At 51.8% G+C, this 15,662-nt stretch carries 12 protein-coding genes; 3 read left to right on the plus strand and 9 right to left on the minus strand.

Features of this window, described 5'->3' with window-relative positions:
• Positions 1 to 26: 26 nt before the first annotated feature.
• The 3 genes from D3P07_RS18275 to cls all read right to left on the minus strand — a co-directional run bounded on the left by D3P07_RS18275 (position 27) and on the right by cls (position 3,056).
• Complete coding sequence (locus D3P07_RS18275; protein ID WP_119801699.1) at positions 27 to 794, minus strand: response regulator transcription factor; 768 nt, start codon at positions 792 to 794, stop codon at positions 27 to 29.
• Positions 773 to 1,165, minus strand: coding sequence for a Fur family transcriptional regulator (locus D3P07_RS18280; protein WP_119801700.1), 393 nt, complete (start codon positions 1,163 to 1,165; stop codon positions 773 to 775). Before D3P07_RS18280 ends, D3P07_RS18275 begins: the two co-directional genes overlap by 22 nt.
• Positions 1,166 to 1,607: 442 nt before the next feature.
• Entirely contained in the window at positions 1,608 to 3,056 is a 1,449-nt protein-coding gene (cls, locus tag D3P07_RS18285; protein WP_119802027.1) for a cardiolipin synthase, read from the minus strand.
• Between the two features lie 99 nt (positions 3,057 to 3,155).
• Here cls and D3P07_RS18290 point away from each other — a divergent pair, with 99 nt between their 5' ends.
• On the plus strand, positions 3,156 to 3,311 hold the full coding sequence (locus D3P07_RS18290) for a DUF1540 domain-containing protein (protein ID WP_119801701.1): 156 nt from the start codon (positions 3,156 to 3,158) through the stop codon (positions 3,309 to 3,311).
• Positions 3,312 to 3,428: 117 nt separating this feature from the next.
• Here D3P07_RS18290 and D3P07_RS18295 read toward each other — a convergent pair whose 3' ends face one another.
• Positions 3,429 to 4,412: a D-alanyl-D-alanine carboxypeptidase family protein gene (locus tag D3P07_RS18295; protein ID WP_259391577.1), complete on the minus strand. Its 984-nt coding sequence runs from the start codon at positions 4,410 to 4,412 to the stop codon at positions 3,429 to 3,431.
• 244 nt (positions 4,413 to 4,656) lie between these two features.
• Between D3P07_RS18295 and D3P07_RS18300 the strand changes: the two genes are divergently transcribed.
• The gene (locus D3P07_RS18300) at positions 4,657 to 6,528 is read left to right on the plus strand and encodes an LTA synthase family protein (RefSeq protein ID WP_397334608.1); all 1,872 of its coding nucleotides are present in this window, start codon (positions 4,657 to 4,659) and stop codon (positions 6,526 to 6,528) included.
• A gap of 136 nt (positions 6,529 to 6,664) precedes the next feature.
• Here the strand turns inward: D3P07_RS18300 and bcp are convergent, their stop codons facing one another.
• The 5 genes from bcp to D3P07_RS18325 form a co-directional block, all read right to left on the minus strand.
• Positions 6,665 to 7,135 carry a thioredoxin-dependent thiol peroxidase gene (gene bcp, locus D3P07_RS18305; protein ID WP_119801702.1) on the minus strand — a complete coding sequence of 157 codons (471 nt, stop codon included), beginning with the start codon at positions 7,133 to 7,135 and terminating at the stop codon, positions 6,665 to 6,667.
• A 25-nt stretch (positions 7,136 to 7,160) separates the two neighbouring features.
• The gene (locus D3P07_RS18310; RefSeq protein WP_119801703.1) at positions 7,161 to 7,853 is read right to left on the minus strand and encodes a VOC family protein; all 693 of its coding nucleotides are present in this window, start codon (positions 7,851 to 7,853) and stop codon (positions 7,161 to 7,163) included.
• Complete coding sequence (locus D3P07_RS18315; RefSeq protein ID WP_182914386.1) at positions 7,850 to 8,914, minus strand: asparaginase; 1,065 nt, start codon at positions 8,912 to 8,914, stop codon at positions 7,850 to 7,852. Before D3P07_RS18315 ends, D3P07_RS18310 begins: the two co-directional genes overlap by 4 nt.
• A 167-nt stretch (positions 8,915 to 9,081) precedes the next feature.
• Positions 9,082 to 12,279, minus strand: a complete 3,198-nt coding sequence (locus D3P07_RS18320; protein ID WP_119801705.1) for an MMPL family transporter — start codon at positions 12,277 to 12,279, stop codon at positions 9,082 to 9,084.
• A gap of 41 nt (positions 12,280 to 12,320) precedes the next feature.
• Positions 12,321 to 12,767: a MarR family winged helix-turn-helix transcriptional regulator gene (locus tag D3P07_RS18325; protein WP_119801706.1), complete on the minus strand. Its 447-nt coding sequence runs from the start codon at positions 12,765 to 12,767 to the stop codon at positions 12,321 to 12,323.
• A gap of 237 nt (positions 12,768 to 13,004) precedes the next feature.
• Between D3P07_RS18325 and D3P07_RS18330 the strand changes: the two genes are divergently transcribed.
• Positions 13,005 to 15,656 carry a putative bifunctional diguanylate cyclase/phosphodiesterase gene (locus D3P07_RS18330; RefSeq protein ID WP_182914387.1) on the plus strand — a complete coding sequence of 884 codons (2,652 nt, stop codon included), beginning with the start codon at positions 13,005 to 13,007 and terminating at the stop codon, positions 15,654 to 15,656.
• Positions 15,657 to 15,662: the final 6 nt, after the last annotated feature.

Consider the following 15,662-nt stretch of genomic DNA (forward strand, 5'->3'; position numbering starts at 1 on the left):
GAACATCATACAAGCGCATGAGGAAGCTAGTGTATGGCATCATCCGCCAGCCTGTAGCCGGCTCCGCGGACCGTGACGATATAGCGAGGCGATACCGCGCTATCCTTCAGCTTCTTGCGCAGTGTCTTGATATGCACATCGACTACGTTGCTGCCGCCGTAGAACTGAGATCCCCAGACGTTGTCGAGCAGCATCTCTCTCGTAAGGACAGAACCATCCGAATGGATAAAGTACAGCAGCAGGTCATATTCGGTCTTGGTCAATTCTACCCGCGCGCCTCCCCGCTCTACCTTCATCTTGCGCAGATCGATGCGAATGTCCTTGAAGACACGTACATCTTCCGCATTGCCGGATGGTTGGGCCGGCCGATCCTCCAGCATGCGATGTATACGATCCAGCGCCTCTTCGGGCTGTGCAGGCCACTGAAGCAATTCCGCTCCAGACAGCGCATGGCCGCTGTGTTCCTCGTACGAAGTAGCGTCAAGAAGCACGAGCACAGGAACGTTGTAATCCCTCGCAGCGGCCAGCAGCTCCGCGCCGCCTTCCAGTGTATGGCCTACCGATGGCAGCGGCAGAGGCAATGCGTCGTAGACAAGCAGCTCCGGCTGCAATGCTGGCAGCATGCCCTTATTAAATTCATGCAGGGAGAATACGTCAAAGCAATCGGTCGACAACGCAACCAGCAAGCTGCGAACGCGATCCGGCAGCGGACTGATAATCATGACTCTCTGCGTCAGGGAGCAGAGAATGCCTGTCTGCGACGAGGCTTCCGTCACGAAGTTTTGCTCGCGCATGTCTCGCACACCCCCTCAAGAACGACGTGAGCGTGTTCAATGCGGTAATGGGTTTCCTTCGCTACGCTTGCCATCCAGTCTGAAGGCATATCGACCAATACCTCGTCCACTCGCCCGCACTTCACGCACATGATATGCTGATGATCTTCCATTCTGGCATCGTAGCGGCTTACCGCCTCCCCTAGCTTCAGCTCACGAATCATTCCGACATCCGTCAAGTAGCGCAGTGAATTGTAGACCGTGCCATAAGCAAAGTTATGGCCATTGCTGCGCAATCTCTCAATGACATCGGCCGCTGTCGGATGGTCGAACGCCTGCTGCACAACTTCGTACACGGCTTTCCTCTGTATAGTTAAGTTTATTTTGTTCATGACTTCTTCATGCCGCCTTCATCAAATGATTTTAGACTAAGTATAAATTCATTTCTATACACCGTCAACCGTCCTTCCTTCAACACAGCATCGTAACGAATTTGACACATCAAATAGTTATCTGAATATTTACAAAATTAAAACAATAGCCTATAATAGAGTCATAACTAACGAGAGGGGATAGTCCATTGAAGTAGGTTAGCGAAGCGTGTTCCACTAACGCGGGAAGGAGTTGGCCGTACGCAGGAACATGCGGGGACTCGGTTCAGTTGGATAATCGGAAGCGTCTCATACATTCGCAAGGACCAAGCAACACCTAATTCAAGAGGCTGTGCAAGCAGTAGAATGGAGCGTTTGAAGAAATTGAATAGTTGTTTTTCAGAAACATAAAGGGATTTCGGTTATCATCGATAAGCGAAATCCCTTTTTATGTTTGGCAGAACTATAGAATCGGGCTAAGCAGCCGGGAGATCGACTCTTTGAACCGGTTGAACAGCGGCCGCGTGTTATAATCCTCCTGGGTGAGCGCCCGGGAATGAATCACATCCTGCTCGAAGATTTCAATTAATCGTGATGCTGTCTGCTTGTCATAAATGAATGCATTCATTTCAAAATTAAGCTTGAAGCTCCGTATATCCAGATTGGCCGTTCCGACAGACGCAAGCTTGCCGTCTACCACCAGCGTTTTGGCATGAAGGAAGCCCTTCTCGTACAAATAGACACGCACTCCGCTCTTCAGCAGCTCTCCCAAGTAAGAATGTGTTGCCCAGTATACGAAGAAATGATCCGGCTTGCTTGGAAGCATGATGCACACCTTGACGCCGGACAGCGCCGCGATGCGCAGTGCCGTCATCAGACTCTCATCCGGTACAAAATAAGGCGTCTGCAGCCTAATGGTCTCCTTCGCAGAATAGATCATCTTAATATAGGCGTTCTTGATTTCCTGATACTCCGTATCCGGACCGCTCGCCACCAGCTGCATGCCGATCTTCCCGCCCGCAAAAGGAATAACAGGGAAATACGACTCATTCAGATTCATTCGACCGGAGGATGCGAGGTTCCAGTCCATTAGGAATTGCGCCTGCATCTGCAGGACCGCGCCGCCGGTTACCTTCAAATGAGTATCCCGCCATTCTCCAAAATGCTTATTGAGGCCCAAATATTCATCTCCGATGTTGAATCCGCCTATGTAGCCTGCCTTGCCGTCGATTATGGCCAGCTTCCTATGGTTGCGATAGTTGATCTTCAAGTTCAGGTAAGGGATTCGCGAAGGGAAGAAGGCCGCTTCCCTTCCGCCTGCCTCGCGAAGTTCCCGGAAGAACCGCCTGGGCAAGTGCGAACTGCCGATATGATCATACAGGAATCGCACTTCGACGCCCTGCGCCGCCTTCTTCGTCAGCGCCCCGACCAGCTTCCTGCCCAGCACATCATCGCGAACGATATAATAGACCAAGTGGATATGATGCTGCGCCGCCTCAATATCCGCGATCAAAGCGTCGAACTTCTGATTGCCCTCGGTAAAGATCTCGATGGAATTATTGCTCGTATACAGGGCGTAGCTTGTGATCAAGTTCATGTAGATCATATCCTGATATTCCGACAGATCACTGGACTCCGGGAGCAGCCTATGCTCAAGCAGGTCGAGCCTCTGCTTCTCCAGTGTATCCTCAAGTATCCTCTGATTGTCCCCGAGCAGCTTGTTAAGCTGCCGCTTCCGAACCTTCTGCCCCAGCACCAGATACATAATGAAACCAAGCACCGGAATAAAAAACAAGACCATTAGCCATGCCCATGTTGAGCTGGCATTGCGTCGCTCCAAAAAAATAACGGTAATAGCCAGAAAAATATTGAGCAGCATAATGATCAGATAAATATTTTGGAGCATGGTGATATGCACGCTCGGCACCTCCGTGTCGCCACAAATCCGATTTGTACTAAGTATAAAAGAGGCTTTCCCTTGACCATCCTATTCATAGGAGGTGAATGGAAGATGGCAAAGGACGTATTATGTGAAGTGAACTCATGCAAGTTTTGGGCGGCAGGGAACAATTGCGATGCGAGCAGAATCTATGTGGTCAGCAATCGCGGCAAACAGGCAAGCCATTCCGAAGAAACCGACTGCAAAACATTTGAATCAAAGATTTAAGGAACTGCCTTATTGGCGCAGCTTCGGGGCAAGCGTTTATTTTCTGAACGTTCCGCCGCTTATCCTGTACAGTTGCGCCGTTTCTCTATTGTGCGTCTGCCTTCTGCTAATCATTCTCTACTTCGTTCCGCTAACCGGAACAGCATTATAGTATTCCTCCAGCGTCGAACCATTCGCCGCAATCTCTCCGGCTACTTCTTCGCCTACATAGCGCAAATGCCAGGGCTCATACTGGTAACCCGTAATATCCTGCTTTCCTTCCGGGTACCGGATAATAAATCCATAGTCCGCTGCATGCTTCTTCAGCCAATCCGCTTCCTTCGTATCGCCGAAGCAATCCGCCGCTGCGCATTTGCCGTCACTGCTTGTGACGTCTACCGCCAGCCCTGTTTCATGCTCGCTCGTTCCGGGTAATGCGCTGTACGTCCTTGCTTTCTCATAGCCATCGCGCTTCACATAACGATCGAACAAGGCCTTCTGCGTCTTGTGCGAGCGGTACGCCGACACGCCAGCCAGATAGATATTATCCTTCTCGGCTCCGGCGAACAGCTTCTCCAGCGCCTCCGCCGCTTCTTCCCGCATCATCCGTTTCTCGATCTTTTCCTTGAAAATAAACCGGACATCCGGGTAGACCAGATCGCTCGGCTCGTAATCGTCAGGCAGCATATTGAATGGATTCACCAGCGCTTCTACGCTTTCCGGCTTGCCAATTACTGCAATGGCTCCATCTTCGCCTTTGGAGATGCCGGCTTGTCCACCATCAGCAGATCCCGGCTTGCCTGTCGCAGGAGGCGCTGTCGCTTCTCCGCCGCTTGGCTTATCCGTTGTAGGAGGCGTTGTCGCTTCTCCGCCGCTTGGCTTGTCCGTCGCAGAAGTCTCTGGAGCCTCGCCGCTAACCGGAGTCCCACCCGTCTCTCCGCCCGGTTCCTGCGGCGTCTGCCCGGATACTTCCCCTTCGCTTTCGCCGGAGCCGTCATCCGCCCCTTCCGCCAGCTTCGGCGGCGTCTCTGTGACCGCTTCCTTCTTCTCCAAGACGGCATATGCGCCCAGCACAACGACGACCGCGAGTGCGACAAGCATCAAAAACTTCCCTCTGCCCATTCTAGTTCCTCCTGTTCCCAACTTGGCATATCCTATCTATTGACGTCTGCAGGCACCAGGATGATGCGACTAATGATTGTTAATATTCGACATTCCTGTTAAGGGCCCTTTTGCCTTTTGACAATTACCTCCCAGAAGGCGCATAATGATAATGGATTTACAATACGATTATAATCATAGAAAAAAAGCGCTGGCGGCTGGCTCGGAGAGAAAGCCGGTTTTTGCTGTGAAAGGTAGGGTCAAAGTGTCAATCATAACATCAAAGCGGCTATTGAGCACTCGTCCCATTTTGTTTTTTTCGCTCATTATGCTTCTCAAAAGCTACTTGGCGTGGATGGTTATTTTCGAGGGCGGTCCGTCTTGGACGACCATGCTCAAAGAAATTCCATTCGTGCTCATCGTCTACTGTCTCATTGAATGGTTCGCCAGCAAGAGGAAGCTTCTCTATTATCTCATAGCGAACCTAACCATGACATCTATTCTATTTGCAGTCATCATGTATTACAAGTATTACGGCGTAATTGTCACCTATTTCGCGCTTGCCCAGGTGAATCAGGTTACTGCGGTCAAAAACAGCGTATTTTCGCTCATGGACCCGTATTTCTTGTTCATCTACACGGATATCGTTATTCTGATGTTCCTCATGTTCCGCAAGAGTAAAGCAGTAGAGTGGAAAAACTCATTCAAGCGCAAAGAGAATACCAGATTTGTCGTTGGCTTGCTGACGGTATCGTTAGTCATCTGCCTGTTCAATGTACTGCCGAACCGCGCCAGTATGAACGAGATCGTCAAAGCGGAGCAAATGGGCATTCTCAATTATGAGGCTTATACCATCTTCTCCAACAAGGATATCGACTATGTCGATCCAGACCAAATCTCGCAAGAGAAGATTAATACCGTCAAGAAAACTCAGCCTCCAGCCGAACCATTTCTGCAAGGAACGGCCAGCGGCAAGAACCTGATTATCCTGCAAATGGAATCTATGCAAAATTTCCTGGTTGGCCTAAGCATCGATGGTAAAGAAATTACACCGAATCTGAACAAGCTGGTGAAGGAAAACAGCTACTTCAAGCACTTCTACCAACAGGTTGGACAAGGCAATACATCCGATGCTGAATTCGTCGTCAATACGTCGCTGTATATCCCGCCTCGCGGCGCAGCGACCCAGATGTATGCAGGCAAAGAGCTGCCTAGCTTGCCGAAGCTGCTGAAGGGCCACGGCTACGATACGGCGACATTCCACACGAATGTCGTTGAATTCTGGAACCGCGGCGAGCTGTACAAAGCGATCGGCTTCGACCGTTATTACGACGCCGAGTTTTTCGGAACCGAAGATACTGTATTTTTCGGCGCTTCCGACGATATGCTGTATAAGAAAACGTTAGATGAACTGAAGCGTATGGATCAAAATGAAAATCCATTCTACGCTCAGGTCATCTCCATGACGGCGCATCATCCGTACACGATACCGGATGACAAGCGACTTATTACACTGCCAGAACGATACAACAACACACTAGTTGGCGATTATATCATCTCGCAGAACTATGCCGACCACGCATTAGGCAAGTTCATTGAAGACCTGAAGACGCTGGGAATATGGGATAACAGCTTAATCGTTCTATACGGGGACCATCTGGGACTGCCTATCTACTCCCTGGATCGCCATGAGAAGGATCTGATGGCTGAAATTTATTCGCGTGATTACACGTACACGGATATGATCAATATCCCGCTTGTCATCGTGAATCCGGACAAAACCGTACAACCGGCACAATACGAGCAGCTTGGCGGACAAGTCGACGTGCTGCCGACCGTAGCTAATTTAATGGGTATGTCTTTGGACGACCAGGTTCATTTTGGCCAGGACTTGTTCAATCAGACCTACAATATCCTGCCTCAACGCTACTACCTGCCGAGCGGCTCGTTCCTGAGCAGCCAAGAGCTGTTCATGTCAGGCAGCGGCTTCGAGGACGGCAAGCATTATCCGCTTGCTGGCGATGGCAATGAGGAAAACAAGGCAACCGAAGATGAATTCGAGCGCGCGCTGGAACTGCTGAATTTGTCTGACAGCTACGTGAACCATTTGCCGAATTGGAAGAAAGAACAGAAATAACAGAAGGTCCTCCCCTCATAGCTGACTTGTGCAGCATGGGCGGGAGGACCTTATTTATATACAGTCATAACAGCTATAGCTACATTCGCACCTAACGCTGTTGAATTACGCACCTTCACGGGCACTCGTCAATTCACTAAGCCTTGACCGCTTTGAGAACCTCTGCCGCATGGCCGTCTACGCTGACGCTGCGCCATTCGCGCACCAACGTGCCTTCTTCATTAATGATAAAGGTCGAACGCTCCACGCCAAGGAAGGTCTTGCCTCCCCAACTGAGCTCCTTCCACACGCCGAACAGCTCCGACACCTTATGGTCCGTATCCGACAGAAGGAGGAACGGCAGCTTGTATTCGCTCACGAATTGCTCGTGGGATGTCAGATCATCCGGGCTAATGCCCACCACTTCTGCTTGATTCGCCGCGAATTCGCCATTGAAATCACGGAAATCGCAGGATTCAGCCGTACAACCCGGTGTCATATCCTTTGGATAGAAGTAAATGACCAGCTTCTTGCCCTTATAATCGCTTAGCGATATATCTTTGCCATTCGAGGCGTGCAAGGTGAAATCCGGCACCCTTTCTCCAACCTTTACTACTCCATTGCTCATCTTTCTTCTCCTCCTTTAAATGGACTTAACCCAATATCGATTCTCTGCGTATAACCAGTCCCGATTCGTCTTCCTCCAGCGTCAACGGGCCTATGCCCTTCACATTAGCTTGGAACGGAAAGCATTCCGCCGTCAAATTCGTAAAGTGCCATCTTCGCCCCGGCTTGACGACAATCAAGATCCCTTCCTCGTCGCCAACCGGATTAAAGACGGAATCCCGCCTTTTGTAGGTAGGGATGCCAAGCGCCTCCAGCTCATCCACAGCACGCGGCACATCCTTCGTCGGCATTCCCATCTCACTGATGCCAAGCAAATCGCGCTTCGGATCAAACGGCCGGTCTACCGCATTGTCCATCGTATGACGCGCAATCAGCTCTAGAATGTTGCCAGCCGTATCGAGAAAGTATACCGAATGAGAGTCCCATAGCTCGCTGTAGGAGATATCCTCTCCGTCCTCTGAGCCGATCTCTACCCGGCTTTCAATCCATCGCTTCGCCTCATCCAGCTTGTTCTCTGGAATATTGATCGCAAAGTGGTAATACGGCGCCGTACCTGTATCAGCCGGCTGATGAAGAAAGGTCAGGCTCGTGTATCCTGTCTGCACCGTAAAGCGATTCTCAGCTGACTCCCTAATCGGCAAGCCCAGAACATCCCGATAGAACGGCATTAGTTCATCCGGACGCTTATCCGTGAACAACGTGACCGAGTCCATGATCATGACAGCACCTCTAGCTTCTCATAATAAATCGACTCGCTTCGAATAAATTCGTCCCGCGCCTCATCCTCTGCGATCATGCCGTAAGCCAGCATCAGCTTGGTCAAAGCAGCTTCTATGGATATATTTTCAATGAACCGGGCCCCGGCGTCAATCAGCCGATGTGAGGAATCGTATAACGCGTCGGATGCGTTTTTGATGGGGCATAAGTAGCAATCAATCCCCAGCTCCCGATTCTTCTTGATAAAAGCGGTCAACGAATACGGTCCCGACTCCAGCGCATTCGCTGTACCGGAATGATGAAGATCATGCAGAATGACACGCGGCTTCTTCTTGTTGAAGTCGTACAGCTCATAATTCAAGCCCGGATACGGCTTTATGTATAAAACGGCATCCTCTAGCTTCAGCGTCGACGGTTCCCACGACAACGTGCTGGCGCGCGGAGTTAAGCCGGCCGGATCAGGATTGCGCCGGTCCGCCACCAGTTGGAAAGTTCTGTCGCTGGCCATCTTCCCATAGACGAGCTCATATGGACTGAGGAATTGGTCCGTGAAGGACTCGTTTTGGAATATTCTTGTGCCCAAGTACACAAGCGGCTCGCCTTTATTATTTTCATAGACGACAAAGATGCCGGGAAGTGACGCGTTCACAATAAAATCAATGGAACTCGATAGATTACGAAGACCGTTGCTCCGAACGTCAGCGATCGGATAGTTGCTTGCTGTCAATACCAGCGGGATCGGAATGTCTGCGAACAGATAACTCATCATTGCGGCTGTATAAGCCAGCGTGTCCGAACCATGCGTGACGATTAGGCCTTCATAAAGGCTCCAATCAACTTCCCGGATAGCTGAGGCTAGAACAGACCAATCCTGCGGGGTTAAGTTCTCGCTGAGCAGGTTCAGCGGCTGAATCGTATCCAGCTGTACATCGTTTCGATAGAAGGGTTGCTTGCGATACTCCTCCAGCAGCGTATAAGAGCCGCTGTCGCTTACGTTGATCGCCAGTCCCTCCGCCTTGCTTCCAATGGTGCCTCCCGTGAAAATTACCAAAAGCCGCTTCATAAGCAGCCTCCCTCCACTCATATCATGCTGTCATTGTTCAAGATTTCCTTCTTTGGGCAACGCAATACGTCCATCTTACTACCTGCGAAGTCGAATGTCTAAGTTCAATCTGGCCCCAAATCAAAAAAGAAACCCGAACCTCAATGATCGAGGCTCGGGTTTCCAACCTAATGTTCTTCCCTATTGGAGCTAATGACTGCATACTGCTTCAATTCTCTGCTTGATGACTCGCGCTTCATCATGAACGGCCACCAGTTGGCTTCGCCAAAGGTGCGTACCATCACCGGAATGAAGAGCGGCAAGATCACTAGAGCGTACAGGAACAGCCCGCACAAGACGACCGTCGCGATCTGCAGAAGCGACATGACGCCGGAAGGCAGCATTGCCGCGAAGGTTCCGCCCAGAATGACCGCCGCGGACATGATGACCGCGCCCATGTTCTTCATCGCCTCCAGAATCGCCTTCTTCGGATCCAGGTCCTTGTATTCCTTGAAGCGGTCCATCAAGAAGATGCTGTAATCGACGCCTAGCGCAATCAGCATGACGAAGCCGAAGAACGGCACCGCCCAGCTGATGCCGGATAATCCCAGCATGCGGACGAAGATCACTTCTGTCATCGCCAGCGACGTGTAGAACGTGACCAGCAATGAAGCGACGATATAAATCGGAATAATAATAGAACGGAACAGCACGATCAAGATAAGGGAGATGCCGATCAGCATGAGCATAACCGTTCTGGAATAGTCCCTGTTCGAGATTGTGCTCAGATCATGATTCATACTCGTAACGCCGCCAATCGCGACCTCCGCTCCCGACAGCGGTGTGCCTTGGAAGGCCCGTTTGACCGCAGCATTCAGAGCTTCTATCTCCGCCATCGTGTCTTGCGCATACGGATTGCTTTCGAAGATAACGTCCAGCTTCGCCGTCTTGCGGTCAGGCGACATATAGACATCCAGCGACGCTTGGAACTGTTCATCCTCAATCGCTTCCTGTGGGATATGCCAGCCGGTCATGTTCTTATCCGACGCGCCAGCCAAGCCTTGAAGGTAACCGCCTGCCGATGCCAGGCCGTCCGTAACTTGGGTTAAACCGTCTACGCTCTGATCCAATCCGCTCGTCAGTTCGCCGAGCTGATCGCCTAACGAGGCGAAGCCGACCTTCAGTTCTTCCCCTCCTTTGGCAAGCTCGCCAAGGCCTTGCGTCACGCCTGGCAGCTGACCTACGATCTGTCCTTGGCCCGCCGCCGCCTGGCCAATGCCGTCCTTCAGCTCGCCGAGACCCTTCGCGAGCTGCATCAAGCCTTCCGCAAGTGCAAACTGACCGGCAGACGCTTCAGCAAACCCTTTGTTGGCCTGTTCTACACCGGCAGAGATTCCGGCCAGACCTTTGTTCAGCTCCGCAAGCTGCGCGCCCAGCGCGGCAGCGCCCTGCTGCATGCCGGACAACGCGCCCAGCGCCTGCTGGAAGGCTTCGTCCTGCTTCAGCTCCGGATGACTCTCTTGCAGGCTATCGAGGCCTGCCGTTACGCCTGCAAGGCCTTCCGCCAGCTTCGCTTGCTCCGTGGCAATCGTTTCGTAACCGCCGTTTAGTTGCGACAGTCCCCCGCCCAGATCTTTATAGCCGGTCAGCAATTCTGTGCTGCCCGCGGCAAGCTTCTCGGCGCTTTCCTGCGCCTCAGTCAAGCCGCTGAGCAGTTCCTGCGCTCCAACGGTGCCGTCATCAAGCCCCTTCTGAATCGCCTTCAGACCGGATGCCAACGCCTCTATCCCAGACCTTAGCTCCTTCGTACCGCTGACAAGCTGTCCGGCGCCATCTGCCGCTTCCGCAAGCTTAGGCGCGTTCTCATTCAACGCAGTGCTTGCATCGGCGAGCCCGGTGCTGATCTCGCCGAGACCCTCACCGCTCTTGCCAAGCCCTTCATCCAGCGTCAGCACTTGATCCGCTACAAGAAAATCCTCCAGTATCGCGCCAGTCGGACGCGTGGCGCTCCGGATCGTCTTCACGCCATCGACCTTAGACAGCTCGCGGCTTGCCTGCTCCAGAGCCGCCAGGCCTTCCGGCGTATCGAGTGGATCATCCGACTTCACGATAACGCCTGTCGGAAGCGACTCGCCCGGACCGAAGCTGTCGGCAATAATATTGAAGCCTTTGACCGAATCGTATTTGTCTCCGATCTCATCCAGCGAGTTGAAGGATATGGTTCCCTTATACGCCGTGAGGAACGGTACAATGATGACCGCCAAAATAAGTAGCGCCCAGACTGGTCGTTTCAGTGAGAAGCGGCCGACGACATCCCACAGCTTGCTTGGCTTATGCTCCAGCTTGCCTTTGGACGGCCAGAACAGCGCGTTGCCGAGCAGCGAGAGAAAGACCGGCACCAGCGTGAACAAAGCAAGCAGCAGGATGAGAATGCCCACCGCCACCGCTACTGCCGAGCGGTACAGCACAAAGGTCGACAAGCCGATGGAGGCAAAGCCAACCAGCACCGCCAAGCCGGAAAACAATACCGTTCTGCCGGCTGTACGGTACGTGTGCACGATCGCTTCCGTACGGTCACCCCGATGCGCAAGCTCTTCCTTATAGCGGCTGATGAGCAGGATACAGTAGTCCGTTCCGATACCGAACAAGACGGCCACAAGGAAAATTTGCGTGAAATTCGATAGCGGGAAGTCCGCATACTTCACCAGGAACGCCACGATCGACTGCGATACCAGATAAGTAAAGCCGACCGCCAATAACGGCACAAGCGGCGCTGCCGCAGAACGGAATACAAGGAATAGAATAACTAGAATAAATCCGACTGTAATAAATTCCGTCTTCTTCAGGCCCTCTTGCGAGCTTTGAATCACGTCCTCATTAATAATCCAATTGCCTGTGTAATAATGATCGACCGTTACGCCTTCAAGCGCTTGGTACAGACCATCCTGTACATCCTTGAGCTCACGTTCGCCCGCCTCAACGGTCAAGAGCGACAGAATGGTGCTTCCATCCTCCGCAACCATCTGCTCCTTCAGCTCTGGTATATCGAAGTGGGTCATCACGGAGCTTACGCCTAGCCGCTCCCCTTCCGAATCCAGCTTCACCAGCGCCTGCTCGACTTCCTTCAGGTCTGCATCGCTAAGTCCGCCTTCCCGATGAAAGACAAGCACGGTAGACATTCCCGATGCGCCTTCTCCCTCGGTCCCGGAAGCGCCGATCTCCTTCTCCAGCAGTCCAGCTACGGAGGAGGAATACCCTTCCGGCACCGTGATTTGGCCTTTCGTGCGAACCAGTTCCTCCATCGCCGGAGCGCTCAGCATCAGACCCACCGATCCAAGCACCCATAGGGCGAGGACCAGCCATTTCAACTTCAACACAACCCTCATCAACGATCTTCCTCTCTTCTCCAAGTAGATCTCTCTAGGCACTATAAGGCTTTCACGGCTATAGCCAGTTTCTCGAAGGTCTCGATGAAGGCGATTGCCTCCTTCTCGTCGAAGTGCACGATTATATCTGATAGGACATTCTGCACGCGCTCCTCCAGCAAGCCGCTGATGCGCTCCCCCTCCTCCGTCAGCCTCAAATGGATAACTCTGCGATCGTCATCATCGGGCACGCGATCAATTAATCCTTTGTCCGACAACCGGGTAATAATCGCGGTAATCGAGCTTTTGCCCACACAAAAATATTGGGCTAGCTCGGACGCCGTACTGTTTTCGTTATGTCTAAGAAAGCGCAGCGTCTTGAACTGATCGACGGTCAATTCCTCCGGCATCAAGTCCTTTACCTTGACATGAAGTCCTCTTTCCACAATGAAGTTCGCGATCTCGTAACGGTGGATCAACGACTTCAGCAGGCATTGGTCTTGCTCCATTTCTCTTCCTCCCCCTCATTTAATTCTATTGTCGAACTATTCGATAATAGAACTATATCATGATGGGTACAACCATGCAAATTAAGGTCACTCTCCCCTCTTTTTTGAAAGGAGGATTTAAGAAAATTTTGTCGAATATTAGGGAATTAACACGACATACTTATGCCAAATAACGCGGCTTTATACATCATAGCTATCATTCATTACATCGCTTCTTACAGCAACTGGAGGACGCACTTGAGCAATCCAACTCATCAACCTCGCAACAAATGGATGATTGCCATATCTCTCACCCTCTGCGCCTTGCTGGCCGTTGCAGGAGAATGGAGTCAATTTCATTTCATATACGGTATTACCTTTTCGCTTACCAGCATATTTGTTCTTCTCGCTGTCCGGCTGTTCGGCATCGGGGGAGGGCTTCTAACCGCCTGTGCCGCTCTCCTTGCCGGAGCTGCTTCTATGGATCATCTCATGTTCCAGGCGATTGGCTTGCTGGAAGCCCTCATCGTCGGCTTGCTGATGCTACGGTATCGAGGCCGGCTCTTTATGACGGACCTGTTTTTCTGGCTATTCGTCGGCACGCCGCTCGTATATTTCTTCTATAACCAACATTATTCAGGAACGGGTATCGATATTAAGCTTATTGCTTGCCTGATTGCCATCAATGGCTTGTTTAATGCGCTGGTTGCAGAAATCGCTCATCAATACATGCCGTTAAGCCGCTGGAGCGGCATGTCCAGCATCACGCGGCTTCCTCGGTCCATGAGTCAGCTGCTGCTGCATTTGTCGCTTGGCATTGTACTCGTCAGCTTCTTGCTCAATATGCTGGTGAACAGCATTAATTCCTTCAAGGAAGTCAGCTATTACGTTGAGGATATCGCGCTGCAAGCCACGAACACGATTACAAAAGAATGGGGCGCATCGAATGTTCCGTATACCATTCCTTCCGATGTCGTATCCATTCGCACGCTGCAATTCCTCATCGACCGTTATACGACCGATACCTATACCTTCAGCCTGACTGACGACCAGCATCGGGTTATTGCATCGAATCATCACGGGCTGATCGGTACGCATCTTGATCCGTTCGGCGAGAAGTCCTATAGATCCATCAGCGAGTATCTCTACTTCTCATCCAATTATAATAACTTTAGTCGTTTAAAGCTTTACACCTGGGATGATGAGCAGTTCCTCTTCCAATCCCAGCTCGGCAACGGGACTGGACAAATTGTGATTACGTTCCCGCTGGACTACTACCAAAAATATCTGTTCGGCAAATATTTCACCCATATCTTTTATCTAATCGGATTTGCGCTGGTCGCAGCTTTTGTCTCGCTGCTCATTAATCGCTCGTTGGCCCGCAGCTTGAAGAGGCTCGCTGTCGTAACGACGAATCTGCCGCTCAAGCTGAAGCATAATAATGCGCTGGAGCTGCCGAAAAGCAGCACGGTCGAGATTCATTCGCTGATTATGAACATCAAGCATATGTCGAGCAGCCTGCTCTATCTGTTCCGTGAATCGCAAAGCAACAACGAACGTCTGGAGATGCAGGCGCAGCTTCTGCAGCAATCGGAAGAGCGGCTCCATCAGCTCGCTTATTACGACATGCTGACGGGACTGCCCAATCGCCATCAGTTCACCCGGCACTTCCAGGAGCTAATCGCCATGAACACAGGCACAGGCTCGCGTCTGAAGGTCGGCGTGCTATTCGCGGACATTAATCGGTTCAAGCAGATTAACGACACGCTGGGCCACGCCTTCGGGGACAAGCTGCTGCAGTTGGCCGGGGGGCGCTTCCAATCGATTCAATGCAAATCCTGCGACGTCTTCCGCCTTGGCGGGGACGAGTTCGTCTTTGTCGTCCGCTATAGCGAGGAGGAGGATTTGTCTCATCACGCTGAAGCCGTCCTGGACTGCTTTGTCGAGCCGTTCATCATCGACGGCATGCCGCTGTTCCTGACCGTCAGTATCGGCATCAGCGCCTATCCGCATGACGGAGAGGATATGGACACCATCGTCCGCAATGCGGACATAGCCATGTACAACGCCAAGGAAGAGGGAGACGGCTGCTACCGCTTCTTCAAGCCGAATCTGCTGCCTCTCATTGCAGAGAAGATGCGGCTGGAGAACGGTCTGTACAAGGCGCTGCAAGAGAATCAATTCTCCCTCTACTATCAGCCGAAGATTAGTGCGGCGACCGGCGAGCTATGCGGCATCGAAGCGCTAATCCGCTGGAAGCATCCGGAGCTGGGGCTCGTGCCGCCGGACAAATTCATTCCATTGGCGGAGGAGTCCGGCTTTATCCTGGAGATCGACCGCTGGGTGTTCCGAGAGGCTTGCCGCCAAAACAAAGCCTGGCAGGATGCCGGTCTGAAGAAGATCAGCGTCTCGGTCAACATATCGGCACGCCACTTCTATCAGGGCAACTTGAAGGAAATGATCCTAAGCGAGCTGACGGCGACAGGTCTTGAGCCGCAATATGTGAGCCTTGAAATTACAGAGGGTGTCTTCATGCGCAATATCGATCAAGTTATTGATACGATCTTGTACTTGCGAGGCCTGGGCATTCAAATCTCGATTGATGATTTCGGCACGGGATATTCGTCTCTCAATCAACTGCAGCGGCTGCCGATCTCGGATGTCAAGCTTGACCGCTCCTTCATTCAAGGCATCACAAGCGACGATAAGAAGTCATCGATCGTTCGCGCCATTATCGAGCTAGTCCACAGCATGAACATGAAGGTTGTTGCGGAAGGCGTAGAGACAGCCGATGAATCACGCTTCTGCAAGGAGCTCAAATGCGATGAGCTGCAGGGTTATCTGTTCAGCAGGCCGCTTCCAGCCTCAGAGCTGGAGGCTCTCCTCGTCCAGTCGGAAGAAAAACATTAGCTGAAA

The sequence above is a fragment of the Paenibacillus sp. 1011MAR3C5 genome, from assembly GCF_003591485.1.
Taxonomy (GTDB): domain Bacteria; phylum Bacillota; class Bacilli; order Paenibacillales; family Paenibacillaceae; genus Pristimantibacillus.

What these genes read in the sequence shown, in the direction of transcription:
- D3P07_RS18275 (WP_119801699.1), bottom strand. Translation starts at nt 794, where the DNA reads ATGCGCGAGCAAAACTTCGTGACGGAAGCCTCGTCGCAGACAGGCATT.
- D3P07_RS18280 (WP_119801700.1), bottom strand. Translation starts at nt 1,165, where the DNA reads ATGAACAAAATAAACTTAACTATACAGAGGAAAGCCGTGTACGAAGTT.
- D3P07_RS18290 (WP_119801701.1), top strand. Translation starts at nt 3,156, where the DNA reads ATGGCAAAGGACGTATTATGTGAAGTGAACTCATGCAAGTTTTGGGCG.
- D3P07_RS18295 (WP_259391577.1), bottom strand. Translation starts at nt 4,412, where the DNA reads ATGGGCAGAGGGAAGTTTTTGATGCTTGTCGCACTCGCGGTCGTCGTT.
- bcp (WP_119801702.1), bottom strand. Translation starts at nt 7,135, where the DNA reads ATGAGCAATGGAGTAGTAAAGGTTGGAGAAAGGGTGCCGGATTTCACC.
- D3P07_RS18310 (WP_119801703.1), bottom strand. Translation starts at nt 7,853, where the DNA reads ATGATCATGGACTCGGTCACGTTGTTCACGGATAAGCGTCCGGATGAA.
- D3P07_RS18315 (WP_182914386.1), bottom strand. Translation starts at nt 8,914, where the DNA reads ATGAAGCGGCTTTTGGTAATTTTCACGGGAGGCACCATTGGAAGCAAG.
- D3P07_RS18320 (WP_119801705.1), bottom strand. Translation starts at nt 12,279, where the DNA reads ATGAGGGTTGTGTTGAAGTTGAAATGGCTGGTCCTCGCCCTATGGGTG.
- D3P07_RS18325 (WP_119801706.1), bottom strand. Translation starts at nt 12,767, where the DNA reads ATGGAGCAAGACCAATGCCTGCTGAAGTCGTTGATCCACCGTTACGAG.